General features: G+C 47.0%; 22 protein-coding genes and 2 riboswitches. Of the genes, 16 read left to right on the top strand and 6 right to left on the bottom strand.

Translation table 11 applies throughout. The features are described from left to right. Positions 1-134 precede the first annotated feature (134 nt). From ACUYLD_RS13350 to rhaB, 4 genes are all read right to left on the bottom strand, one after another. Positions 135-1,028 carry a helix-turn-helix domain-containing protein gene (locus ACUYLD_RS13350; protein ID WP_446675260.1) on the bottom strand — a complete coding sequence of 298 codons (894 nt, stop codon included), beginning with the start codon at positions 1,026-1,028 and terminating at the stop codon, positions 135-137. 197 nt (positions 1,029-1,225) lie between these two features. Next, positions 1,226-2,071 carry a rhamnulose-1-phosphate aldolase gene (gene rhaD, locus ACUYLD_RS13345; RefSeq protein ID WP_029518813.1) on the bottom strand — a complete coding sequence of 282 codons (846 nt, stop codon included), beginning with the start codon at positions 2,069-2,071 and terminating at the stop codon, positions 1,226-1,228. A 53-nt stretch (positions 2,072-2,124) separates the two neighbouring features. Continuing rightward, complete coding sequence (gene rhaA / locus ACUYLD_RS13340; RefSeq protein WP_446675259.1) at positions 2,125-3,381, bottom strand: L-rhamnose isomerase; 1,257 nt, start codon at positions 3,379-3,381, stop codon at positions 2,125-2,127. A gap of 12 nt (positions 3,382-3,393) precedes the next feature. Then, a complete protein-coding gene (gene rhaB, locus ACUYLD_RS13335) occupies positions 3,394-4,875 on the bottom strand; it encodes a rhamnulokinase (RefSeq protein ID WP_446675258.1) in 1,482 nt (493 codons plus the stop codon). A 353-nt stretch (positions 4,876-5,228) separates the two neighbouring features. Next, positions 5,229-5,332: riboswitch (purine riboswitch) on the top strand. A gap of 157 nt (positions 5,333-5,489) precedes the next feature. On the opposite strand from rhaB, the gene ACUYLD_RS13330 reads away from it, so the two are divergent. From ACUYLD_RS13330 to ACUYLD_RS13320, 3 genes are all read left to right on the top strand, one after another. Further along, positions 5,490-6,107 carry a xanthine phosphoribosyltransferase gene (locus tag ACUYLD_RS13330; protein ID WP_446675257.1) on the top strand — a complete coding sequence of 206 codons (618 nt, stop codon included), beginning with the start codon at positions 5,490-5,492 and terminating at the stop codon, positions 6,105-6,107. Then, the gene (locus ACUYLD_RS13325) at positions 6,101-7,408 is read left to right on the top strand and encodes a nucleobase:cation symporter-2 family protein (protein ID WP_250260081.1); all 1,308 of its coding nucleotides are present in this window, start codon (positions 6,101-6,103) and stop codon (positions 7,406-7,408) included. The genes ACUYLD_RS13330 and ACUYLD_RS13325 overlap by 7 nt, the downstream gene beginning before the upstream one ends. A 181-nt stretch (positions 7,409-7,589) precedes the next feature. Next, positions 7,590-7,760, top strand: a complete 171-nt coding sequence (locus ACUYLD_RS13320; RefSeq protein ID WP_254328087.1) for a hypothetical protein — start codon at positions 7,590-7,592, stop codon at positions 7,758-7,760. A 509-nt stretch (positions 7,761-8,269) separates the two neighbouring features. On the opposite strand, the gene ACUYLD_RS13315 is transcribed toward ACUYLD_RS13320, so the two are convergent. Both ACUYLD_RS13315 and ACUYLD_RS13310 read right to left on the bottom strand, forming a co-directional pair. Further along, a complete protein-coding gene (locus ACUYLD_RS13315; protein WP_446675256.1) occupies positions 8,270-8,953 on the bottom strand; it encodes a hypothetical protein in 684 nt (227 codons plus the stop codon). Between the two features lie 666 nt (positions 8,954-9,619). Further along, positions 9,620-9,811 (bottom strand): hypothetical protein, encoded by a 192-nt coding sequence (locus tag ACUYLD_RS13310; protein WP_446675255.1) that lies wholly within the window; start codon positions 9,809-9,811, stop codon positions 9,620-9,622. A gap of 364 nt (positions 9,812-10,175) precedes the next feature. Beyond that, a riboswitch (cobalamin riboswitch) is annotated at positions 10,176-10,379 on the top strand. A 217-nt stretch (positions 10,380-10,596) separates the two neighbouring features. Here ACUYLD_RS13310 and ACUYLD_RS13305 point away from each other — a divergent pair. The 13 genes from ACUYLD_RS13305 to ACUYLD_RS13245 all read left to right on the top strand — a co-directional run bounded on the left by ACUYLD_RS13305 (position 10,597) and on the right by ACUYLD_RS13245 (position 23,399). Further along, positions 10,597-12,177, top strand: coding sequence for an ABC transporter substrate-binding protein (locus ACUYLD_RS13305; RefSeq protein WP_446675254.1), 1,581 nt, complete (start codon positions 10,597-10,599; stop codon positions 12,175-12,177). A 15-nt stretch (positions 12,178-12,192) separates the two neighbouring features. After that, positions 12,193-13,122, top strand: a complete 930-nt coding sequence (nikB, locus tag ACUYLD_RS13300; protein WP_446675253.1) for a nickel ABC transporter permease — start codon at positions 12,193-12,195, stop codon at positions 13,120-13,122. A 14-nt stretch (positions 13,123-13,136) separates the two neighbouring features. Continuing rightward, on the top strand, positions 13,137-13,952 hold the full coding sequence (gene nikC / locus ACUYLD_RS13295) for a nickel transporter permease (RefSeq protein WP_446675252.1): 816 nt from the start codon (positions 13,137-13,139) through the stop codon (positions 13,950-13,952). Then, positions 13,952-14,869, top strand: coding sequence for an ATP-binding cassette domain-containing protein (locus ACUYLD_RS13290; RefSeq protein WP_446675251.1), 918 nt, complete (start codon positions 13,952-13,954; stop codon positions 14,867-14,869). Before nikC (ACUYLD_RS13295) ends, ACUYLD_RS13290 begins: the two co-directional genes overlap by 1 nt. Continuing rightward, on the top strand, positions 14,866-15,642 hold the full coding sequence (locus ACUYLD_RS13285) for an ABC transporter ATP-binding protein (RefSeq protein ID WP_446675250.1): 777 nt from the start codon (positions 14,866-14,868) through the stop codon (positions 15,640-15,642). Before ACUYLD_RS13290 ends, ACUYLD_RS13285 begins: the two co-directional genes overlap by 4 nt. Before the next feature lie 142 nt (positions 15,643-15,784). Then, positions 15,785-17,410, top strand: coding sequence for a nickel ABC transporter substrate-binding protein (nikA, locus tag ACUYLD_RS13280; RefSeq protein ID WP_446675249.1), 1,626 nt, complete (start codon positions 15,785-15,787; stop codon positions 17,408-17,410). Between the two features lie 46 nt (positions 17,411-17,456). Continuing rightward, on the top strand, positions 17,457-18,401 hold the full coding sequence (gene nikB, locus ACUYLD_RS13275) for a nickel ABC transporter permease subunit NikB (protein ID WP_071558037.1): 945 nt from the start codon (positions 17,457-17,459) through the stop codon (positions 18,399-18,401). Continuing rightward, positions 18,401-19,231 carry a nickel ABC transporter permease subunit NikC gene (gene nikC / locus ACUYLD_RS13270; protein WP_348622549.1) on the top strand — a complete coding sequence of 277 codons (831 nt, stop codon included), beginning with the start codon at positions 18,401-18,403 and terminating at the stop codon, positions 19,229-19,231. The genes nikB (ACUYLD_RS13275) and nikC (ACUYLD_RS13270) overlap by 1 nt, the downstream gene beginning before the upstream one ends. 20 nt (positions 19,232-19,251) lie before the next feature. After that, positions 19,252-20,076: an ABC transporter ATP-binding protein gene (locus ACUYLD_RS13265; RefSeq protein ID WP_446675248.1), complete on the top strand. Its 825-nt coding sequence runs from the start codon at positions 19,252-19,254 to the stop codon at positions 20,074-20,076. Between the two features lie 38 nt (positions 20,077-20,114). Beyond that, on the top strand, positions 20,115-20,924 hold the full coding sequence (nikE, locus tag ACUYLD_RS13260) for a nickel import ATP-binding protein NikE (protein ID WP_254349863.1): 810 nt from the start codon (positions 20,115-20,117) through the stop codon (positions 20,922-20,924). 143 nt (positions 20,925-21,067) lie between these two features. Continuing rightward, positions 21,068-21,877, top strand: a complete 810-nt coding sequence (locus tag ACUYLD_RS13255; RefSeq protein ID WP_039271912.1) for a transporter substrate-binding domain-containing protein — start codon at positions 21,068-21,070, stop codon at positions 21,875-21,877. A 30-nt stretch (positions 21,878-21,907) separates the two neighbouring features. Further along, positions 21,908-22,624, top strand: a complete 717-nt coding sequence (locus tag ACUYLD_RS13250) for an amino acid ABC transporter permease (RefSeq protein ID WP_013312615.1) — start codon at positions 21,908-21,910, stop codon at positions 22,622-22,624. Positions 22,625-22,628: 4 nt separating this feature from the next. Beyond that, entirely contained in the window at positions 22,629-23,399 is a 771-nt protein-coding gene (locus ACUYLD_RS13245) for an amino acid ABC transporter ATP-binding protein (protein ID WP_250266967.1), read from the top strand. The last annotated feature ends 32 nt before the right edge of the window (positions 23,400-23,431 follow it).

The raw sequence follows: 23,431 nt of genomic DNA, 5'->3' as shown, positions 1-23,431 counted from the left end.
TTCACGTACCTTTCCTGTTGGTTTGATGCCTATTATAGCGTTGAAAGGGCTCAGAACCAAGTGGGAATTAGGATCAGGTCATAAAAAGAGAGACACCGTATACAGTGGCTCTCTTTAACGTTACTGGATTCCGACTAAGCGTTGACGGTACGAATCTCTTGCCGGGACTGATGTCGGAAGCGATACTCACGCGGTGGAATCCCTGCTGTTTTCTTAAATGCCTTGGAAAAGGTGGACATATCGGTATAGCCGATGGACTGGGCTATGATCGACAAATTGTAAGTCGTCTGCTCCAGTAATCTTTTGGCTTCGTTAATCTTGAGGTTTTGCAAATACTTGGCGGGAGAGATGAGGAAGGTGGAATGGAATTTACGTGAAAAATGCGCACGATCCACACCTACATGCTCGGCAATTTGTTCAATCGTAACACGGTCACAATAATGCATTTCAATGTAATCTTTCCCCTGCTGGAGCCAATAATCAGAGCATACAAAGTTGCGCAGCACGTCAGATGTGTTGCGGGATAACTCCTCGAAGATCTGGTGCAGTGTAATCAAGCGGGCCAGATCGCTGCGCTGTCTGCTGTTGTCGTGTACGATGGAAAACAGGTTGGAGATAAGTCTGAGGATTTCCTCGCTCACTGCGTTAGCCATCAATGGCGTAGAGGGATTAATTCCGATCCGCTCCAGCAATGCGAGGGACTTGGGTCCCTCAAAGGCAATCCATACCTTTTGCAACGGGTGCTCCTGATCGGTGTAATATTCATGGGCAAGATGCGGAAAAAAACAGAATAAATCAGACTTTTGGACACGGTATTTTTGTTGTTTATAAATAAACTCAGCCTGACCTTCAAGTACAAATATCAAATAAAAATAAGGAACAGCCTTGGGACCGACATGGCAGCTTGTTTTCGAAATATCCATACCTAGTCTGACAGGCCAAACGGCGCTGGATTTTTCCAGTTCGGTGGCTGTGAAATAATGGTCTTCCACGATGTCGAAGTGATCTTCATTTTTTGCTCTTTTCATAACTTGTCACCTCTCCTTTGGTGGAGATAAGGGAATTTTGATTTTATTGTATATAAAGGAAAGCATAATTACAAGTTAATTCATTGGAATTAAGGGTTATGTAATTAAAACTAGGTGTGCCAAGGGCTCCATGGCCGGTTGAGACGAGCCTTGGAGCCTTTTAAGTTCTATATTATGAGATGGAGATTAGTCTATATTTATACGTTCAGGATTCCTTCTTTTGGAGTAACGTTGAAGGCTTTGGCCAGATCGGCCAATTCCTGATCTGTAATCCGTTGCTGAATATCATGGTGAGCAATGAGCATATAAATTTGCGCCGCTTTTTCAATCGTTTCAATCAGGCCAAATGCTTCATCAATGGAGCTGCCCGTTCCGAAAATGCCATGATGAGGCCATAATACAGCGTGATGATCCTTCATTTTTTTAGCCGTTTCGCGGCCGATTTCGCTGGAACCCGGTACCATCCAAGGGATTACACCGATACCGTCTGGGAAGACGACAATACATTCAGTACACATTTCCCACAGCGTTTTGGTGAATTGGTTTTCGTCCAGACTATGAATGAAGGTCATGGCAATAACATGGGTGGCATGATTATGAATCACAACACGATGGTTAGGGTCGACCTTCAAGCGCTCAATGTGGCTCATAAAATGGGAAGGCAACTCACTGGTAGGCACTGCGCCATGTTTGAGGCCCCACAAGACTTCCAATTGCTCGCCATCCTGGGAGACACGAAGGACTCCTAAGTTAGCTTCTGGATCTGCAATTACGTTTTTGAAATATTTCCCTGATCCGGTGACGATAAAATATTTACCAGCCAGTTCATTCACCGGGAAAGCAGGTTTAATCGTCCGAATGACCTGATGAATATCTATATATTTTGCAACCTCAGCTTCATCCAGAATATAGCTTACATTACCTCCATTGCGTTCATCCCAGCCGAATTTCCACATGTTTTGTGTAATTTCCGCCATCTCGCGAACAAATGGGATATCCAGTCCCGATTTTCGTTCTTTTTGATTCTCCAGTACAGTAGTCATGGATAATCTCTCCCTTTTGGATGATATGAATATAAGCATTATCAGTACAGTGGTTAACGTTTCAGCAGTACCTGTTGTTCATAATTTTTAACTTCGGCCAGCCATTCCTCACGAACAGGAACGCCGTTTTGAGCGCAATAGTAATCCCATATGGCACCAAACGGATACGATTTAAACTCTTCGACCAGAGCAAGACGAGTGGTAAAGTCCCGTTCCTCTTCCGCCTGCTTTAATGCTTCAATCGGTTCGAGCATAGCGCGAAGCAGCGCTTTGATCGTGTTGCGTGTTCCGATGATCCATGCTGCTACATGATTGATACTTCCATCAAAGAAATCAAGACCGATATGGGTTCGGGAAAGCAATTCACCGCGAACCAGCTCACGGGCAATGTCCAGCAATTCGTCGTCCATTGTCACGACATGATCACTGTCCCAGCGAACCGGTCTGCTGACATGGAGCAATAATTGATCGGTGAACATCAGCACAGAGGACAGTTTGTTCGAAATGACTTCGGTTGGATGGAAGTGACCAGAGTCGAGACAGATGGATTTGCCGCGTGTCAGGGCGTAGCCCATATAGAATTCATGGGAGCCCACGACATAGCTTTCCGAGCCAATGCCAAACAGCTTGCTTTCAACCGCATCGATGTTGTATTCCTCGCTGATTTCCTCGCTGAAAATTTCGTCCAGCGCATCACGCAGCCGTTCTCTTGGAGCCAACCGACCAACAGGGGTATCCTTGTAACCATCCGGCATCCAGTGGTTTGTGACACAGGGCTGACCGAGTTCTTTTCCAAAATGCTCTGCAATCCTACGTGATTTTTTACAGTGTGTGATCCAGAAATCACGAATTTTCGAATCCTTATGGCTCAGTGTGAAGCCGTCTTCCGCTTTGGGATGGGAGAACAGTGTTGGATTAAAATCAAGCCCAAGCCCTTGCTGCTTAGCCCAGTCTACCCAGTTCTGAAAATGGCGTGGCTCCAGTTGATCCAGATCCACTTGTTCTGTGGTGTCCGCATAGATTGCGTGCAAATTGACCTTGTGTTTACCCGGAATGAGTGATAGAGCTTTTTCTAAATCCTGACGCAACTCATGCGGCGTGCCTGCTCTGCCCGGGTAGCTGCCCGTTACGGCAATCCCCCCGCTAAGCTGTTTGTCTTTGAACAGAAATCCCTGAACATCATCTCCCTGCCAGCAGTGCAGTGATATTTTGATTTGTGAAAGCTTCCGTAAAATATCGTCAACTTGAATACCGTGGCGGGCATACAGCTTTTTCGCTTCGTTATAACTGGCTTCAATAGCTTCGTTCATGGCTTTACTCCTTTATTGAGATATGTGAATAGAGGATGTTGCTTGTATCTTAAGGTGCTCCCAGCGATCCAAAAGTTCTTGCATGCCTTCCACCAATTGTGGCTCATATAGCCGAGTCGGAAAGGAGCGGGCGATGGTTCGGCCAGCAGCTTTGAGATCCTCAAGAACACCAGAGCTAATTAATTGCACGACAATATTGCCGATGGCCGTAGATTCGGAAGGACCTGCCTGAACCTCAATTCCCAAGAGATCGGCGGTTAGCTGACATAGTAATTCGTTGTTAGCGCCTCCGCCGACAATGTGCAATCTGGTAATCGTTTCGTCTGTTAAACATTGCAGTTCGTGTAAGGCATCGCGGTAGCTTAAGGCCAGACTGTCAAAAATACAGCGGGCGAGTGAACCCGGCGTCCTGGGGATGGGCTGGCCTGTTTCTTCACAGAATCGCTGGATTTCAACGGTCATACTATCCGGGTTTAAAAAGGATGACTGGTTACAGAGGACGAGACTGACAAACGGTGCCTCTGCTGAAGCTAGTTCGGCCAATTCGGCAAAGCTATGTGCGGAACCGCCCTCTCTTCTAACCTCCTGAATCATCCATAATCCCATAATATTTTTCAGAAAACGGTACGTACCGTAAGCGCCCCACTCATTCGTGTAGTTCGCCTGCATGGCTGCCTTGGTATTCAAGGCTTCGGATCGTTCCATTCCCAGTAGTGACCACGTTCCGCTGCTAATATAAGCCCAAGGTTCTTCCCGCTGTGACGGAACACCTGCAACAGCCGATGCAGTATCGTGAGTCGGCGCTAGAATGATCTGACAGTCCGGAAGATCGTATTTTTGAACAAGCTCCGGCAAAAGAGAACCCAGAACCCGTCCAGGCTCGGCAAGCTCTGAAAACTGATTGCGTCGCAGTTGGAGCAGGGAGAGAAGGTCTTCATCAAACTCTCGGGAGTTCACGTTGAGAAGCTGCATCGTGGACGCATTCGTCATTTCATTGATCATGATGCCTGTCAGGCGATAGTACAGATAATCGGGGACCATCAATATTTTATTCGCCTGGGCAAGCTGTTCCCGATCATGGACGAACAGTTGATAAAGGGTATTAAAGTTTAATTCCTGAATGCCTGTTTTCTCATACACAGCCTCTTGACTGATGAGCTGATGCAGCCTGTCGGGTGCATGGAGGGTACGTGCATCCCGGTAAGCGTATACCTCATGAATGCGGTTACCTTTCTGATCAAGCAGCACGTAATCTACAGCCCATGTATCAATGCCGAGCGTACAGGAATGAATCCCTTTTTGTTTAGCTTTTTGCAAGCCCTGAATAATCTCATTTAATAGTTCGTCGATATTCCAGTAATCGTGTCCGTTTTTTTCGGTAAAGGAGTTGTTGAAACGGTGAAGCTCTTGCAAGTGTAGCTGGTCACCTTGCAGAGTTGCACTTACGAGCCTTCCGCTTGAAGCTCCAATATCAACAGCAAGATAATTATTCATATCCAATCTCCTTGCATGGATAAAATACGGGCAGCCTGAAAGTCTGCCTTTTGTTTTCTTAACTAACTCCATACTACTTCCGTTTTTCTTTGCAGTCAACAGAAACGGAAGTGGGATTTGTGGTTTTATTTTTGTTTTTTAAAATTATAATTAAAATCAAGTGTTGTTTTGTATGCATTTTTGTTTTTTTATCTGTTTTCTACAATCAGGATAATGCAAAGTCCTCACAATATATATACCTTGAACAAAGGTCGATTTGATTTTACGATATTCCAATTGTGGAAGGTTCTCCAAATGCCGCTGTCTGTATGAAAAATAGTCTTGAAACCGCCCGCCAGAGGGTGTAGTATACAAGATATCAATTTCATATGACTCGTATAATATTGGGGATATGGCCCAAAAGTTTCTACCGGATGACCACTGTAATCGTCCGACTATGAGTGATAGCGCATCGGCTTTGGATGAATGCGGGCATTTATTTGTGCGCCAATCCGTCAGGGATGACAACCCCAAGGACAGGCTTCACTTGAGAAACAACTCAAGGGAGCCTGTCCTTTTTTGGTTTTGGCAGGTTTTATACTATTTTAAAGTACAGAAGGAGCGATACTCGCATAATGAAAGCTTTGGAGGAACGTATTCGTCAAGAAGGACAAATTTTATCTGACACCGTATTAAAGGTAGATTCATTTTTGAATCATCAGGTAGATACAGCATTAGCATTGGAGATTGGTAAGGAGTTTGCACGCCTTTTCGGCAGTGCTCCGATCACCAAGGTGCTTACAATTGAAGCTAGTGGTATTCAATTTGCTATGGCTACTGCTATTGCCTTGGGGGTCCCGTTCATTTATGCGAAGAAAAAGAAGGCAATCACGCTGAATGAGCAGGTATACTTCGCAGAGGTTCATTCGTTCACTCGGCAGGAAACCTATCAGGTGAGCATTTCCCAAAAATATCTTGATGCCAGCGACCATGTGCTGATCGTGGATGATTTTCTGGCTACTGGCGCAGCCTTGGTTGGACTTACGGATATTGTGAAGGAAGCAGGAGCGGAGCTGGCCGGGGTTGGCTGTGTAATTGAGAAGAGCTTCCAGGAAGGTCGTGGACTGTTGGAGCAAAGAGGCATTGCCGTGCGTTCTCTTGCGCGTATCGCTTTCATGGCACCAGGCGAGGTTCATTTTATAGAGGAAGCTGGAGCGGTGATTCCTCCCGTTAAGGAGAATGTGGGATGTTAAGTAAACAAAAGTTATTCGCGCTGGGCTTCCAGCATGTCATGGCCATGTACGCTGGAGCAATTGCTGTACCTCTAATTGTAGGGGGAGCATTGCACCTGACACCAGCCCAGATGGCTTATTTGGTGGCTGCCGATTTGTTCACTTGCGGGATTGCTACGTTATTACAGATTATGGGCACACGCTTTTTCGGTAGTAGACTGCCTGTCATTTTAGGCTGTACGTTTACGGCAGTAGGGCCCATTATCGCAATTGCTTCGACCTCAAATTTAGCGACAGCGTACGGTGCCATTATTTTGTCCGGTATATTTGTGGTGTTAGCAGCACCGTTGTATGGCAAGCTGTTACGCTTTTTCCCGACGGTTGTTACGGGTTCGGTCGTTACGATTATCGGTCTATCTCTCATTCCGGTGGCGATGAACAATGTAGCAGGGGGCCAGGGTAGTTCGGACTTTGGACAGCCACGGAATTTGCTGTTGGCGTTAGTTACACTACTGGTTATTCTGCTTGTGAATCGGTTGGCAAAAGGCTTTTTGCGCTCGATTTCCGTGCTTATTGGTCTGTTCGCGGGTACGGTGGTTGCTTATGGAATGGGAATGGTGCACTTTGCCCCCGTGGCGGAGGCCTCATGGGTGAGTATTGCGCAGCCGTTTTATTTTGGTAAGCCAGAGTTTAGCATGATGGCAGTTTGTACGATGATTATCGTCAATATTGTCAGTATGGTTGAGTCTACAGGCGTTTATCTGGCAGTAGGCAAGGCGATTGATCAGAAGGTGGAGCAGAAGCAGATCGTCAATGGTCTGCGTTCCGAAGGACTTGCGATTATGCTTGGGGGTATTTTTAATGCGTTTCCTTATACAGCATTCTCGCAAAATGTTGGCCTGATCTCACTCACACGCGTCAAATCGCGGAACGTTATTTTTGCTGCGGGCGGTATCATGGTTGTTCTCGGTTTGCTGCCTAAGTTGGCTGCCTTAACGACAGTGATTCCTAACGCTGTGCTAGGCGGGGCGATGATCGTCATGTTTGGCTCGGTTGCTGCATCAGGCATGTCTATTTTGTCAGAAGTGGATCTGCGGAAGGAAAGCAATCTGCTGATCGCAGCATGCAGTATTGCCGTGGGCCTAGGCTCTGCCGTTCTGCCACAAATGTTCGACCAGCTGCCGAGCTTTGCCAAAATGCTGTTGCAAAATGGTATCGTTTCGGGTTCGATTACAGCGATTGTCTTGAACATTGTTTTGACGAGAAAACAAGGGGAATCGGTCAAAAGCGTGACGGTTTCAGAGGTTCCACAGAAGGTTTGATGATTAGGAATAAATAAAGATAGCCGGAGAGAGAACGTATGCCTTTTTTCCGGCTTTTTGGCATGGACTTATCCGGGGAAGATGAGCAGAGAAGATAGGCTGTGCAAACTGGTATCTATTACGGCAGGCGTCAGGCTGGCCGGAGCCAGACGCAGCACACCCAAATTGATTGAGTTTGGAGTTGGACAGCTATAACCTAACGAAGCTGCTTACATTGGTTCGCAGCCAGCGTAAGCAGATGCGCAACAGTCGCGGATCGTCAACAAGGGGGCTGCTTTATTTCCTGGATTTGGACAAGCTAAAGCAGGGGGCCAGAATTATGACTATTGGACGTGAAAGTCGTGGACGATAGAAAATATTCTTTGGGAACGTGTTGGTTTTTTTATCCTAGCAAAAATCACGGAAGATTATTCGAACCGTATGCGTTAGCAGATAGATAAAGTGAATGCCTCCCTATGCTGATACAGTAAGATTCCATACGAAATTAAATTCCAAAACCCAGAGTTTTGTGAGTGCATATGTCCGGTCTTCCAATCCTCAAATTTCGCTGTCTTGTTAATTTCATCACCCTCCGTGCTTGTCAATAAAAAGCCCGTAGTACCAAGTATTTAATTGTCCGTCACGACGAATTACAATCCTGTTTCATCATTCTTTTACTTGCCCGCTCTATTCGACATTCTTTCGTGTAACCCTGTCTAGGTATGATATAGAGTCCTTTGAACGCAATAGATCGTTCGGACGCCACAGCTCCAGTCCAAAGTAACTGAGTAGACTCGCGAGAGTCCCGCTACTTTCCGCTATAAAAAAAAAGCCGTGTTGGTTGCAACGGCCTCTCTTTTTATTTCAATTTATTTGATATGATTAGTGCTTTTCTACTCTGAAAGCAATTCCCACAGGCTTGTCTACTCTCACATAACCTATGAAAGGATCACCTATGAATGGAGCTGGCCAATACATTCCTAATCTATGTTTTTCATATCGTGGAAAAGCACTAATGACCCATCTTTCTCCTTTAGGAACATTGATTGAATATTCATCATCTAGGCCAATATCAGCTTCTATACCAAAACCCAATGTGCCTTCTATAGCTTTAACGCCACCTGTTATTGCTCCTTCCGCTTTCACTTTAATATTAGTTTTCACTGCAATTTTTGCAGCAGCAGGCCCAGTATATGTACTTACACGAATTGCATTGTTTGTATCAACCCAATAACCTAGATTTTCATGGGTTTTAACAATAGGAGTCACCCCAATGGATTGGGTACTAATTCTATCATTATTACCTTTTTCTTGATTTAAATTGTCGTAATTGACATAATAGTAATAAACATCATCGTTAACACTACTAGGATCGATATATTTGTAGACTTGTCCTTCCTTGGCCTTTATTTCATCTGTCGGTTCCCATTTTCCGGCTTCTGATTGTATCGTCGATGACAATGGATTCGGCGCATCATTTGCAGAAGCAATGGCTCCATATGGTAATAATATTGCTGTCAATGCTGCAATTATTGCTGTTTTAGTCATGACTTTGAATGGTTTCATAGTATTAAAATTCTCCTCTTCGAAAAATATTATTGGGGGCTAAGAAATGAGTAAATTTGAAAAAAATCTGTTTAAGTATTTGTCTTACGGTTTTTTGGTAGGAATATATTATTCCTTTATTCAAGGACCAACGACGACAACTTCTTCGCTTAACGGCTCATTGCAACTTTACACAGTGTCCGCATCTACTTTTATTTTCAGAACATTATCAACCTCATTTCTACTAAGTCTCCTCTCTGGAGTCGTGTATACAATTGTTTTTTTATCCATAAGAAGGAATAAGTAAATATTACCTGTAAATTTTATGTTTGTAAATAATTTTATTTAATGGATAAAATTTAAAATAAGATAGAAGAGAGCCGTATTGATCGCAACGGTCCTTTTATTAACTGACGGTTTAATAGCAAGTGCCTCCCCGTTTGGTTGTTCGTACAAAACTCTTTAGCTCCGCAACTTTTCGAGCGTTAAAGCAAGCCGTCGCGTCGTCCTGGTTTACAGTACGACGCTGTGAACGACCTGCAAGATCCCTCGCTTCGCTCACTTACTAGCTAAAAAATAACTGGACTGCTAGGCACCTAAACGGCACGCTGACATGGCTTGTCAGGAAATGGTCAGTTAACAAATTAAGCCCCCGGCTAATCACCGGAGGCTTTTCAAACTCATTCTCTAACTCACTAAGGAATGTTTACGGGTAAATTCTCTAATAGTTAAATTTGTCTCAAAGGCTGTCTGAGAAGAATCAACAATATAGTTCTTTTGTTTGGTAGCTGCTCCCCATGCTGTTATCCTTATAATAGAAATTCCACAAGGTTTGCTCACTAATTTTCCGATCAACTCTTTGGTTTTGTCGCTTTTCAAATCTTTTTCTTCCTCAATTTTTTGGAGAAGAAATAACCAACTGCTTTTTCAGGCCTTTGGAATAATGTATCTTTTTTAATAGCTTGTACAATTGATCTGCAATCTCGCTGCTAAATTTTCGTTTATGCTTCTCTTTTAGATTCATTAAGTAGTCTGGTACAGTTTTCGGGACAGCATGAGGGAGACGGAATGACCGTCATTTCGTGCACGCAATGAATAGCCATTGCCTTCATTCTCACTATATTGTTCAAATTTAAATTATTATACAGCATTTATTGACAAGCCTGTGACAACAAAATAAGATCGTAATGGAAAGAAATAAAGGAAGAAAACAGGTGTGAGCCGGACGACTCTATGTACGGGGTTTTGTTGAGACCATGTGGATAGTTGTTGAGCGTGTTCACTTAAAAGGGAAGTTCGGTTGATTCCGACACGGGCCCGCCACTGTATACAGGCATCAGCAGGATACTGCTGGAGCTTTCAGAACAGCCACTGGAACTGTGAAGAACCGGGAAGGCCTGAAAGATACGCTTGGAGTCAGGAGACCTGCCTGTTTTGACATCACTGTCAGACCCACGGGATGCTGGGGAGGTGGTTAGGCGTGCTGCATACGGAATGTCTGAAACCGATCTGATCCCTTCTATGTTTTTGGAGTTGGTTTCGAGGTGTGTTTTGACATTTTATAATGAAAGCATTTCTGACTGCTGATCAAGTGGTCCGGAATGCTTTTTTCGCGTTTTGCGTTAGGTTTATATGATTTTACAAGATAGAGGGGGATTCATCGAATGATTAGCAATCGTAGCAGGCGCTCATGGTTGATATGTACAGGGGTGATGCTGTTACTGGCAGTTATGGCTCTTTCGGGATGTACTAGCAATAAGACGTCGAATAGCTCCGGCAAAGATGAGAACGCGTCAGTACAACAAACAGCGACAGGTAAAAAGCTGGTAATGGCGTATACATGGAAACCGTCAGGTGTTGACCCGCACGGAGATAATAGCTGGGATGTGATGCGATCCGGTGTAGGTGAGACACTGGTACGTTTGAATGAAAAGCTGGAGCCTGTGGCTTGGCTGGCAAAGGAGTGGAAGCAGGATAGTCCTACAGTTTGGACGTTCAGCTTGCAGGATAAAGTCACTTTTCATAATGGAAAAAGTATGGATGCAGCAAGTGTAAAAGCATCTTTGCTACGCTCTATCGAGAAAAGCCATCTGGCGAAGGATTTACTGAATGTGAAGTCCATTGATGTAAGCGGCCCGCTGGCCTTAAAGATTACGACAAACCAGCCGAATGCGGCGTTGGTGTCCAATCTAGCTGATCCATCGACGATTGTACTGGATGTGGCATCGATGAAAGATGAGCAGAGTTACCCAGCGATGACAGGCGCCTTTAAAATTAAAGCGTTCAGCAAGGACCAATCCTTGGTCGTAGAGCGTTATGACGGATACTGGGGCGAGAAGGCCCGTTTGGCTGAGGCGACAATGAGGTTCATTACGGACGGGAATTCGCGCCTGATGGCGCTGCAATCCGGCGAGGTGGACGTAGCGACGGATATTCCGGTTGATAACGCAGAGGTACTGAAAAAGAACGACAGGCTACAAGTGCTGTCGGCTCCCTCCTTGCGCACCCATATGCTCGTGTACAATATGGAATCCCCAGTATTCAAGGATGCGGCGAACCGTAAGGTGGTAGACAGCCTGATTCCACGCACATCGATTGTGAGCGCCGTCATGAGGGGCTTCGGTACGGAAGCAAGCAGTCCGTTCCCGAGCATTCTTCCCTTCGGTAAAGTTGAGCGTAAAGCGCTGGACGGAACGGCGGATCAGCTGTTAACGAAGGATGGCTGGCAGAAGGACGCCCAAGGGACATGGACTAAGCAAGGCAAGCCGTTCGAGGTTACGCTGCTGACTTTTCCTCAGCGTCCGGAGCTCTCTGTTATGGCTGAGGTCATCCAAAGCCAATTGCTGAAAGAGGGAATCCAGGTCAAGATTCGCAAGGTGGAAAATATCGACGAGGCGTTGACCAAAAACGATTGGGATTTTGCTATGTACAGTATGCTTACTGCTCATACAGGAGAGCCACAATATTTTATGGACATGTTTTATTCTTCGAAAAGCGAAGCCAATGTAAGCCGTTATAGTTCCAAACCGCTAGAGAGTATTCTTAACAGCTTGAAGCTGGCGAAGGATACAGCGCAGCGTAATGCTGTGACACTACAAGCGCTGGATATCATCGATACGGATTTGCCACAGTCGTTCATTGTGCATCCTGACAATGTGTTTGGTGTGAAAAAAGGGGTAGAGGGTTTTACACCCCATCCGATCGAGTATTACTACATTACAGCGCAATCCGATATTGCGGAATAACGAGCGGCGTATCCTATGATTCGTTTTATACTGGAACGTGTGGCGCAGCTGCTCATCATTGTATTCGTTGTATCCACGCTGACTTTTGTACTGATGCGGCTGGCTCCTGGAGACCCTGCTACCATTTTGCTCACCGCGCATAATGTCCCTGCCTCCGAGGAGGCGTTGACGACGCTACGGCAGGAACTGGGCTTAAACGAACCGCTTCATATTCAATATGTGAACTGGCTGCGGGATGTGTTCACAGGGCATTGGGGCACCTCGTATGTATCCAAGGAATCCGTGCTAGCCGAACTGTGGAACAGACTGCCTGCTACTGTGGAACTAGCTGCTGCGGGCTTTGCCGTCATGACGGTGCTTACGCTGGGGTTGGGGCTGGCTGCCTCGTTAAAAATTAGCGGCCCATTGGATCGTCTGGGCAGGCTGTTCGCCCTGCTGGGATCGTCGATCCCCTCTTTTTGGCTTGGGTTTCTGTTGATCTATCTGTTCTCCGTTCGCTTGGGCTGGCTCCCATCCATGGGAAGGGAGGATTGGACACATCTAGTGCTCCCAGCGCTGACTCTTGGCGCAGGTTTGGGAGCTGTGCAAGCCCGTGTACTGCGCGCTCAAATGCTAGAGCTGGGTGACCGGAATTTTGTGAAAGCAGCGAAGGCTCGAGGCTTTTCCCGTATGCATATCCTGTTTTTTGAGATATTTAAGCATGCGGTTCTGCCTATAATTACACTGCTAGGTACCAATCTATCATTTATGCTGGCAGGTAATGTCATCGTCGAGACCATTTTTTCATGGCCGGGGTTGGGCAACTATTTTATAGATGCGATTACACAGCGAGATTATCCGGTGATTCAGGGGTATGTTATTTTTGCCGTATTTTTAATTGTAGGAGTTCAGTGTTTGGTGGATGTGGTCCAGACGGCGATAGATCCGAGGCTGCGTTTGCGTTAAGGGGGAAGCTGAAAATGAAAAAGATACGGCTTTCCTTTCAAGGGAGCTTGCTGGCAGGAGGCGTACTGTTTGGCCTGATCGTGCTGCTTGGGTTATTGGCTCCATGGGTCGCTCCTCATGATCCTCTTCAAGTGGATCTTTTGAACCGTCTGGCACCTCCCAGTCGGAAATATCCTTTCGGTACGGATCATCTGGGTCGGGATGTGCTGTCAAGGCTAATTTACGGGATTCGGATGAGCGTGCTAATCGCATGTGCAATTACTGTAGCTACGTTGTGCTTCAGTCTGCCTATAGGGTTGCTCATTGGTTATGTGCGCGGACGCGTGGATCAGCTGATCATGCGGGGAATCGACGGCGTACTGGCTTTTCCTGATATTATTTTAACGGTGGCAATTGTGGGCATTTTGGGTCCAGGTTTTGTTAACATGACCCTTGCGATTATTGCGGTACGGTGGGCGGGCTATGTCCGGTATATCCGTAGTCTGGTTCAAAAAGCCTGTCAGGAGGACTACGTTCGATATGCCCGTTTATCCGGCAATTCACACGTACGTATACTGAGACGTTATGTATTGCCACAAGCGTTGCCACAGTTGTTGGTTTATGCAGTATGGGATATCGGACGCGTGGTGCTGATGATCGCTGGGCTGTCCTTTCTTGGACTGGGTGTACAGCCGCCCAAGCCAGAGTGGGGCGTGATGCTGCATGATGCAACCTCGTATTTTCAGGTGGCTCCGCATGTCATGATTTTCCCGGGCTTGGCGATTATGCTATTCGTACTTGCCTGCCAGCTTTTGGGCGACCGCTTTTCGGAAAAGGGGGCGGCCAAATAGTGGAGGATCAAACAGCCCTTGGGTGCAAGGATACGATAGAGCAAGTGGCAGGGCGAAAACCGTTGTTACACGTGGAACATTTGGAAATCTGCCGCACAGGCGTAGGAGCAAGCGGAAGTGGGAGCAAACCACTGCTGCGTGATGTGAGCTTTTCCATATATTCAGGGGAGATTGTGGCCCTGACCGGACCGAGCGGATGCGGCAAGAGCCTGACCGCACAGGCAATCGCAGGCATGCTGGAGCCAGGTATTAATGTTACGCAAGGGCGTATCTACTATAACGGGGAAGACATTCTCCCGTTCCAGGAACGGCGCTGGCAAAGGCTGCGCCGAGAGGATATTGCCCTGCTCATTCAACAGTCGCTGAGCGGGTTGAACCCGATCCGGACTGTCCGCGCCCAGCTGATGGACACGCTTAGACTGCACGGGCGGCGTCGGATGCCGCATGACCAGATGGAGCCGGGGCACGCTGATGCTGTCCCATCCCATACTGCATCGCAGCAAGTCCACCCGCTGGGCGTGCTGCCACGGATGCGGCAGATGCTGAGCCGTGCCACGGAGATAGCCAGAGGAGGTGCTACTCCAGTGCGGGAGGCCTATTTGCGCTCTCTGCTCCGCAAGGTTGGATTTGCAAATCCTGAGCATATTTTGTCGTCATATCCTTTTGAACTAAGCGGAGGCATGTGTCAAAGGGTGCTGCTGGCTGCAATGTTAAGCTCCGGTCCGAGCCTCTTTATTGCCGACGAGCCTACTACGGCGTTGGATGTTATCAACCGGGACAAGGTCTTGGCATTGCTGCAACAGTTGAGAGAAGACTTTGATCTCACCATATTGCTGATTTCACATGATCGCCAGGGGATGAGTCGCATAGCAGATCGAGTGTTGGAGATGAGCCCGGAAGGAAGGATGCACCAGTGATGCTGGAATTGAAGAATGTGACCAAAGCATACCCTGTCCGCAAACGGAGAAAAGGCTGGTTCAGCACGCAAGATAGCGAGCAGGTCGTGAAGAAGGTGAGTCTGGAGCTACGACAGGGGGAATGTCTCGGACTGGTTGGAGAAAGTGGAAGTGGCAAAAGCACGCTGGCACAATGTATTCTAGGGCTGGAGTCGTTGACTTCAGGAGAGATTTGGCTGGATGACCAGCCCATTCACACCGGAAGGATGAAGGATATCCATCTGTACAAACGAATCCAACTGGTCGCACAGGATTCGTCTTCCTCGCTCCATCCTCGCATGACCATACGAGATATTTTGGAGGAGCCAATCCACAATTATTTTCCCGGACGAAAAGCGCAAACACTGGATATTTGCCAGTCTTTACTGGAATCTGTGGGGCTGGACACGGAATGTCTGGAAAAATACCCAACACAACTAAGTGGCGGGCAAAAACAGCGGGTATGTATTGCCCGAGCGTTGGCGGTGGAGCCGGATATTATCTTGTTCGATGAATCGATCGCCAATCTGGATACGACAACGCAGTTTTCCGTACTGGGCATGCTTAAGAGAATGCAGCAGGAACGTGAGTTGTCCTACCTATTCATCACTCACGATCTCCAATCTACTCGTCAGTTTTGTGACCGCGTTGCCGTCATGGTTCAGGGGGAGATCGTGGAAATATTTAAGGAATGGGATAAAGACTTGTTACAGCATGAGTACACGCGTGCTCTGTTTCAAACGTTGGCGAATTAAGCCATAAATTTAATATTCTACAAATTTAAAATAAATAAGAGGATGGCTTGTCGAATGTTGTTGACAAAATAGCACGTGGTACCTATTCTAAATATGATTATGATAATCATTATCACATATATAGAAAAGGGGAAATACATTGATGTCCGTTCGACACCGCAAGACTGCCACCCTTATGTTGGTGGCGCTCCTCTTATTATCCGTTGTTTTGGGCTGCGCGAAGCAGGAGAACACACCTGCATCCACCTCTACTGAGGGAGCTGCCAATGAAAAGTCGATCACGCTATCGTGGCCGCGTGACATTGGTACGATGAATCCTCACGTATATAATCCTTCCCAACTTTTTGCACAATCCATGGTTTATGAGCCGTTAGTCAGCTACAAGCAAGGAGGCAAGCTGGAGCCTGCTTTGGCTGAATCCTGGACCATTTCCAAGGACGGCAAAATATATACATTTAAGCTGCGCAAAGGTGTGAAATTTTCGGATGGAACGCTATTTAATGCAGCCATTGTCAAAAAGAACTTTGACGCTATTATGAAAAATGAGAAGACGCACAGCTGGCTTGGTATAGTAGACGTTCTCGACAAAACTGAAGCTGTAGATGACAGCACCTTCCGAATGACGCTCAAAGAGCCATACTACCCAGTGCTTCAGGATTTGTCTGTCGTTCGCCCGTTCCGTTTTCTGGGTGAAGCGGGGTTCCCGGATGATGGAGATACGTCCAAAGGAATCAAGAAACCTGTAGGTACAGGGCCTTGGATGCTGGATGAATACAAGCAAGATGAATATGCAACCTTTAAGCGTAATCCAAATTATTGGGGCACTGCACCAAAGGTGGATAAAATTACGGTAAAAATCATTCCTGATGGCGAAACCCGTGTAATAGCCTTTGAAAAAGGCGATCTGGATCTGATTTATGGAGAGGGTGTCATTAGTCTGGATGCTTTCAAACAGCTTCGCGACACGAATCAGTATGTTACCACGCTGTCCGAGCCTGTCGGTACAAGAAGCCTGTTACTCAACTCATCCAATCCCAAGCTGGCAGACCTTCGGGTACGTCTGGCACTCCAGCATGGCTTTAACAAGCAGGCAATGGTGGAAGGTGTAACCTCGGGGCTGGAGGAAACAGCCGATACGGTTTTATCCAAAAACTATCCGTATACGAATGTAAACTTACAGCCTGTTGGCTATGATGTGGAAAAATCCAAATCGTTGCTGAATGAGGCTGGCTGGAAGCTGCCCGCAGGCGGTACAGTACGGGAAAAAGACGGACAACAGCTGGATTTTGAGCTGATTTTTGATAAGACTGATCCGATCCAAAAGGCGATGGCTGAAACCATTCAGGCTGAATGGGGAGAACTGGGTGTCAAAGTGAACCTGACCGGACTGGAGCTGACGGTTCAAATTAAGCGCCTTAGATCTAACCAGTTTGATCTGTACTTCTGGTACAACTATGGTGCGCCTTATGATCCGCATTCCTTTATTAATGTTATTGCTAAGAAGAGCTTCGGAATTTCCGAGGTGCTGAGCGCCCTTCCGATGAAGAAAGACCTGGATCAGCAAGTACACCAAGCGCTCTCATCGACAGATGAAACCAAGCGCCAAGAGCTGTATGCTTCGATTCTGAAGACGCTCCAGGAGCAATCTGCCATTGTACCTATTTCGTATATTAAGAAAACGGCAGTGTACCAGAAAAAGATTACAAACTTTGTATTCCCGGCTAATCGGGATGAAAATCCGTTTGAGGGAATTGAAATCGGAAAGTAGCTGAAGCCGATGGGTAACGGTAGTTTACAGGATAGGAGGACAACTCATGATCAGCTATATCGGGAAGCGAATGGTAGCGGTCATTCCTATTGTTCTCTTTGCCACCCTCGTTACCTTTGCACTCATTCATATTTCACCAGTTGATCCGGCCGAGGCCTATTTGACGGCTGCTCATATTTACCCTACTCCAGAGATTCTGGAGCAGAAAAGACATGAGTTCGGGCTGGATCAGCCTTTGCTGACGCAGTATATGCATACACTTCAAAGAATCAGTCAATTGGACTTTGGTACTTCGTATCTAACCAACAAGCCGGTGTGGGATGAGGTCAAGGTTCGGCTGCCCGCCACTTTTGAATTGGCTGTGAGCAGTATGGTGCTATCTATTGTGGTAAGTATTCCGCTGGGCGTGCTGGCGGCGATGCGTAAAAATGGCTGGATCGACATGCTTAGTCGAGGAATTTCATATTTTGGCGCGTCTATACCCCAGTTCTGGCTGGGATATTTGTTAATCTTCTTTTTCTCTGTCCGATTAGATTGGCTCCCTGTAGAGGGGCGAGGAACGTGGCAGCATCTGGTGTTGCCCACGTTAACCCTGTCGCTGGTTCTGATTGCTTTATATACGCGCCTGCTGCGTTCCAGTGTGTTGGAGCAGCTTCAGGAAACGTATGTGCAGTATGCCAGAACTAGAGGAATTCGTGAGCGGGTGATCATGCTCAAGCATGTACTGAAAATTGCCATTGCTCCACTGATTACAAGTATGGGTATGAATCTGGGCAAGCTTCTGACCGGAACAATTATTGTGGAGCAGGTGTTTTCATGGCCCGGGTTTGGCCGTTATTTTGTGGAAGCGATTTTTAACCGGGATATTCCCGTCATACAATGCTATGTGTTTTTGGCGGCATGCCTGTTCATCGTATGCAATTTGCTCGTTGATCTGGTGCATTTGTATATGGACCCCCGAATTTCATCGAAGGGACGAGCAGAGCAGTGATGATAAGGTTGCGTACAATGTTCAAAAGTCAAAAGGTAATCGTGGTCTGCTCTGTCGTACTGGCTGCTCTTTTTATCATTATGGCGCTAGCTCCTTGGCTGGCTCCCCATGATCCGGTTAAAGTCAATTTACTGCACAAGCTGGAGGGACCTTCGAAAGAATACTGGCTGGGGACCGATCATTTGGGTCGGTGCAATTTATCCCGGTTGCTGTATGGAGCGCGGATTTCCCTCGGCTTTGCGACATTAATTTTCCTGTCCTCGCTTAGTATCGGCGTTGTGATCGGGTCGCTTGCAGGTTATGTGGGTGGCTGGGTCGATAGTGTGTTGATGCGGTTTTGCGAAGGTATTATGGCGTTTCCGAATTTGGTGCTTGTGCTGGGCATTGTCGGTATTTTTGGGCCGGGCCTCATGCAGGTACTGCTTGCTTTAATGATGGTGCAGTGGGTGTATTATGCCAGAATGTGCCGCAATATGGTCGTCAGTCTGAAAGAACGGAATTTTATAGCTGCCGCAAGGATTAGCGGGTCCTCCTCAGGGGCCATTATCCGCCGGCATATCATTCCAAATGTACTAAGGCCGATTGTGGTCATTGGTACGCTGGAAATGGGCTGGGCGATCATGGATATTTCTGCGTTGTCTTTTCTCGGTTTGGGCATCCAACCGCCGACTCCCGAATGGGGAGCGATGATTCATGAGGGAACGGGATACATCCGCAGTCACCCGGAATTAATGATCTATCCGGGGGTTATGATTCTGGTGGTGGTGATGGCCTTCAATATATTGGGGGAGGCGCTGTCCGACCGATACGGAATTGCCAAACGTCAGTAAAACAGGAGTGAGTTACAACGATGGACGACAGGGCGAAGGTGCTGGAGGTCAGCGGCTTACAGGTGAAGCTCAAAACCGATGCCGGGGCGGTATCTCTGCTGGAGCCAACTCATTTTGAGCTGAAAAGGGGACAAGTTCTGGGTCTTGTCGGTGAGAGTGGAAGCGGCAAAACGGTGACTTGTAAAGCGTTGCTCCAATTGCTGGATCGCCAGACGATGGACGTGGAAGGTAGTGTCCGTCTGAACGGGCGTGAACTGAACGGAATGGCGGCCGAGGAAATGCGGCGTATTCGGGGCAAGGAAATCGCGTTTATTATGCAAAATCCGATGAGCGCCTTTACGCCAGTGTATACGATCGGAACTCAGTTTATGGAAACGGTCCGTACGCACACTGGATTAACCAAACGACAGGCGCGTGATCTTGCCATTACGGCTCTGGAAAATATGAATTTGCCCGATCCAGCCAAGCTGATGAAGCGTTATTCGTTTCAGTTGAGCGGCGGGATGCTGCAACGGGTCATGATTGCCATTTCCATGTGCCTGCGGCCAGCAGTGGTTATTGCGGATGAACCAACGACGGCGCTTGATGTGGTCAATCAGCTACAGGTGCTAAGAGAGCTGGATCGCTTGCGTACGGAATACAATACGTCCATTTTGCTGATCTCGCATGATCTGGGCGTCATTTCCCAATTAGCGGATGAAGTGGCTGTCATGCAGCAGGGTCGTATTGTTGAGCAGGCTGAGGTCCATCAGTTGTTCGATCACCCGCAGGATGAGTATACCAAAATGCTGCTGCATGTCAGACCCAAGTTGTCCATTCGGGGCATGAATCAGGTAGGTGGTTAGTCGCCTGTTCGACAGTTACACTTTCAAAAGGGGAGCGAATGCGTATGCTACAAGTGAAGAAAGTAACTCATAGCTATGGAAGGCGCAAATGGCTGGGCCGTTCTGAACCACGCCCCCCTGTGTTGGCTAACGTTTCACTTACTATAGAGAGTGGGTTTTGCCTAGGCTTACTTGGAACCAGTGGAGCCGGTAAAAGCACGCTGGGCAAGGTTATTCTGGGGCTGGAGAAGCCGCAGGAGGGTCAGGTGCTGTTCCAGGGACAGGACATTTATAATGCGAGCCCTCAAGTCCGCAGGGGAATGCGACGGGATATGCAGGTCGTATTTCAGGACTGCTACTCTGCTGTAAACCCCCGAATGACCGCCGGGCAGATTATTGGGGAGCCATTGGACAATTACGAACGGTTATCGGTGCAGGAACAAAAAAGAACGGTCGAAAGCCTACTGGAACGGGTCGGCCTCAAGCCAGAGGATCGGATTAAATATCCGCATCAGTTCAGTGGCGGACAATTGCAGCGGATCAATATTGCACGGGCGATTGCGCTCAAACCAAAGCTGATCGTGCTGGATGAGTCCGTCAGCAGCCTCGATATGGTTCACCAGATGCATATTTTATCCCTGCTGGGAGAACTGAAATCTTCGTTTGGATTGTCATATCTGTTCATCACGCATGATATTCGGGCAGCTTATGCTGTCTGCGATGGCATTGCTGTGATGGAGCAGGGGAGACTGATCGAGCGCTGTGATGAGAAGGATCAGATTTTTGAATCTGCTCATCCGGCTGTACGACGGTTGATCTCGTCCATTTTGCCGGAACATCCAGCAGAGCGTTTTTCGCTTCATGGATGACATTGGACCCGCAAGGGTCCTTTTTTTGTGCAACATATAGCTAAATAATCAATATGAAATTTACTTGTTGTATTATTTGAATAACCCGTTATAATATAAAATCATAGTAAATTACTTGGATATTAAAAAGGGGATGTCATAATATGAAGAAATCTGCTTTGGTAGCAGCGATTGGCCTATCTCTTGTGTTATTAACGGGTGCCTTGAGTGGATGTTCCTCGAAGGATGCGGCATCGGGGGATAAGGTAATCTATGTCGGCACACAAAATGACTACCCACCGTTTGCTTTTACGAATGATAAAAACGAGCTGACTGGATACGATGTGGAAGTAGTCAAGGAGATCGACAAGAAGCTGGACGGCTATAAGATTGAATTTGTACCTTCGGGCTGGGATGCGATATTCCTTGCACTAGATTCAAATAAAGTTCAGATGATCGCCGATGAAGTTGCCAAAAATCCTGAACGTGAGAAGAAGTATTTGTTCTCGGATGAGTCCTATTTCTCGGCTCAGTCGGTTATTATTGTGAAAAAGGGTAGAACGGATATTCATTCCCTCAAGGATTTGGAAGGCAAGAAGGTAGCAGCCTCGGTAGGCGATTCCTACACACAGTTGCTGGAACAGTATAATGCGGAGAACGGAAATAAAATTATTTTGAAATACAATGATACAGGTACTTCGTCCGATAACCTTCAAGACGTGCAAAATGGCCGAGTGGACGCTTATGTGAATGATCCGGTTATGGCGGCGGCAACGATCAAGAAGGAAGGCTTGCAGGTGGAAGCTGTGGGTGAGCCGGTGCAAAGCGATAACATCAACCTGGTGTTCAAAAAGGATAAGCAGGGCGAAGAGTTGAAAGCTAAAATCGACCCGATTATTAAAGAGCTGAAAGCGGACGGAACACTGAAAAAATTGTCTGAGCAGTGGACAGGTGGAGAATTTATTCCTCAGTAATAACAATGTAAAGGGTAAAGTGGGGTTCCTATGGAAAAGCTGTTTGATCTTGATTATATGCTGAAAAGCCTTCCCCAGATCGTCGAGTATCTTCCCGTGACCTTATGGATTGCGTTTGTGTCCATGCTGCTGGGTGGGATCATCGGGTTAGCTACGGCCTTAATCCGGATATACAAGGTGCCTGTCTTGGCGCCATTGTCTACGTTGTATGTCTCGTACATTCGGGGAACACCGCTCATTGTGCAGCTGTTTCTCGTATATTACGGAATACCCAAGTTTCTGTATTATTTCCAGAGCGAATATGGATTCTTACAGCAATTCAATGTCTATGTCATCCCGCCCGAGCTGTTTGCGTTGCTCTCATTTTCATTGAACCTCGGGGGATATTTGTCGGAGACGTTCCGGGCGGCGATTCATTCAGTCGACCGGGGACAATTTGAGGCTGCTAATTCCATCGGTATGAGCCAAACACAAATTATGCTCAAAATTGTATTGCCGCAGGCGTTGACGGTCGCTTTGCCCAATTTGGGAAACACGCTGATCAGTACGGTGAAGGATACGTCTTTTATTTTTATGATCGGTGTCGTCGATATGATGGGACAGGCTAAAATTATGGGCGCGCGAGCGTTGGCTTTTTTTGAGGTATATGTTGCGGTGTCTCTGATTTACTGGTTGGTGTGCATTATTATTGAGCGCGGGCTTGTCGTGCTGGAGAAGCGTATTCGAATTTACGAAAGAAGTGAGTAAGGGTATGATTCAACTTCATCAAATTCATAAGCATTTTGGACAGCATCACGTGTTGAAGGGCATAGACCTGACGGTAGGCAAGGGAGAAGTCGTAGTGATCCTGGGCCCAAGCGGATCGGGGAAGTCCACGCTGCTGCGCAGCATTAATTTTTTGGAACAGCCGACCAGTGGTGTTATTGAAATTGACGGTGTAAAGGTCGATGCCGCCAAGGCGGGAAAAAAGGACATTCTCGGACTACGGATGGCAACGGCAATGGTATTTCAGCAATATCAGTTGTTTAAAAATTTGAATGCACTCCACAATGTGATGATTGGTCTGACCAGTGTGAAAAAGCTGGATCGTAAGCAGGCGAGAGAGATCAGTGAAGGCATTCTGGAAAAGGTCGGGTTAAAGGATCGTATGACTTATTATCCTGCCCAGCTTTCGGGTGGACAGCAGCAGCGAGTTGCGATTGCCCGTGCTTTAGCACTAAATCCACAGGTGTTGTTGTTCGATGAACCGACATCCTCACTTGATCCTGAATTGGTGGATGAAGTGTTGTCCGTGATTCAAAAGGTGGCGAGTGAAGGCAATACGATGATTATTGTCACACATGAGCTTGGTTTTGCGAGAGATGTAGCGGATCGGGTTGTACTAATGGAGCATGGCGTGATCGTGGAGCAGGGACCCGTCGAGCAGTTTTTCACCAATCCGAAGGAAGAACGGACACGGCAGTTTCTGGGCAAAGCGTTGGTACAGCAGAGAGCGCCACAGGAGCAGCCTGTATCCCCATAAGAAGTACGTGGATGGGTTATAGGTATGTGCAG

Source organism: Paenibacillus sp. SER-28, assembly GCF_052906305.1.
This window is presented reverse-complemented; position numbering and strand designations above follow the sequence as displayed.

Bases quoted from the DNA above. Each gene is read 5' to 3' on its own strand.
- ACUYLD_RS13350 (WP_446675260.1), bottom strand. From the start codon at position 1,028: ATGAAAAGAGCAAAAAATGAAGATCACTTCGACATCGTGGAAGACCAT.
- rhaD (WP_029518813.1), bottom strand. From the start codon at position 2,071: ATGACTACTGTACTGGAGAATCAAAAAGAACGAAAATCGGGACTGGAT.
- rhaA (WP_446675259.1), bottom strand. From the start codon at position 3,381: ATGAACGAAGCTATTGAAGCCAGTTATAACGAAGCGAAAAAGCTGTAT.
- rhaB (WP_446675258.1), bottom strand. From the start codon at position 4,875: ATGAATAATTATCTTGCTGTTGATATTGGAGCTTCAAGCGGAAGGCTC.
- ACUYLD_RS13330 (WP_446675257.1), top strand. From the start codon at position 5,490: ATGAAAGCTTTGGAGGAACGTATTCGTCAAGAAGGACAAATTTTATCT.
- ACUYLD_RS13325 (WP_250260081.1), top strand. From the start codon at position 6,101: ATGTTAAGTAAACAAAAGTTATTCGCGCTGGGCTTCCAGCATGTCATG.
- ACUYLD_RS13315 (WP_446675256.1), bottom strand. From the start codon at position 8,953: ATGAAACCATTCAAAGTCATGACTAAAACAGCAATAATTGCAGCATTG.
- ACUYLD_RS13305 (WP_446675254.1), top strand. From the start codon at position 10,597: ATGATTAGCAATCGTAGCAGGCGCTCATGGTTGATATGTACAGGGGTG.
- nikB (WP_446675253.1), top strand. From the start codon at position 12,193: ATGATTCGTTTTATACTGGAACGTGTGGCGCAGCTGCTCATCATTGTA.
- nikC (WP_446675252.1), top strand. From the start codon at position 13,137: ATGAAAAAGATACGGCTTTCCTTTCAAGGGAGCTTGCTGGCAGGAGGC.
- nikA (WP_446675249.1), top strand. From the start codon at position 15,785: ATGTCCGTTCGACACCGCAAGACTGCCACCCTTATGTTGGTGGCGCTC.
- nikB (WP_071558037.1), top strand. From the start codon at position 17,457: ATGATCAGCTATATCGGGAAGCGAATGGTAGCGGTCATTCCTATTGTT.
- nikC (WP_348622549.1), top strand. From the start codon at position 18,401: ATGATAAGGTTGCGTACAATGTTCAAAAGTCAAAAGGTAATCGTGGTC.
- ACUYLD_RS13265 (WP_446675248.1), top strand. From the start codon at position 19,252: ATGGACGACAGGGCGAAGGTGCTGGAGGTCAGCGGCTTACAGGTGAAG.
- nikE (WP_254349863.1), top strand. From the start codon at position 20,115: ATGCGTATGCTACAAGTGAAGAAAGTAACTCATAGCTATGGAAGGCGC.
- ACUYLD_RS13255 (WP_039271912.1), top strand. From the start codon at position 21,068: ATGAAGAAATCTGCTTTGGTAGCAGCGATTGGCCTATCTCTTGTGTTA.
- ACUYLD_RS13250 (WP_013312615.1), top strand. From the start codon at position 21,908: ATGGAAAAGCTGTTTGATCTTGATTATATGCTGAAAAGCCTTCCCCAG.
- ACUYLD_RS13245 (WP_250266967.1), top strand. From the start codon at position 22,629: ATGATTCAACTTCATCAAATTCATAAGCATTTTGGACAGCATCACGTG.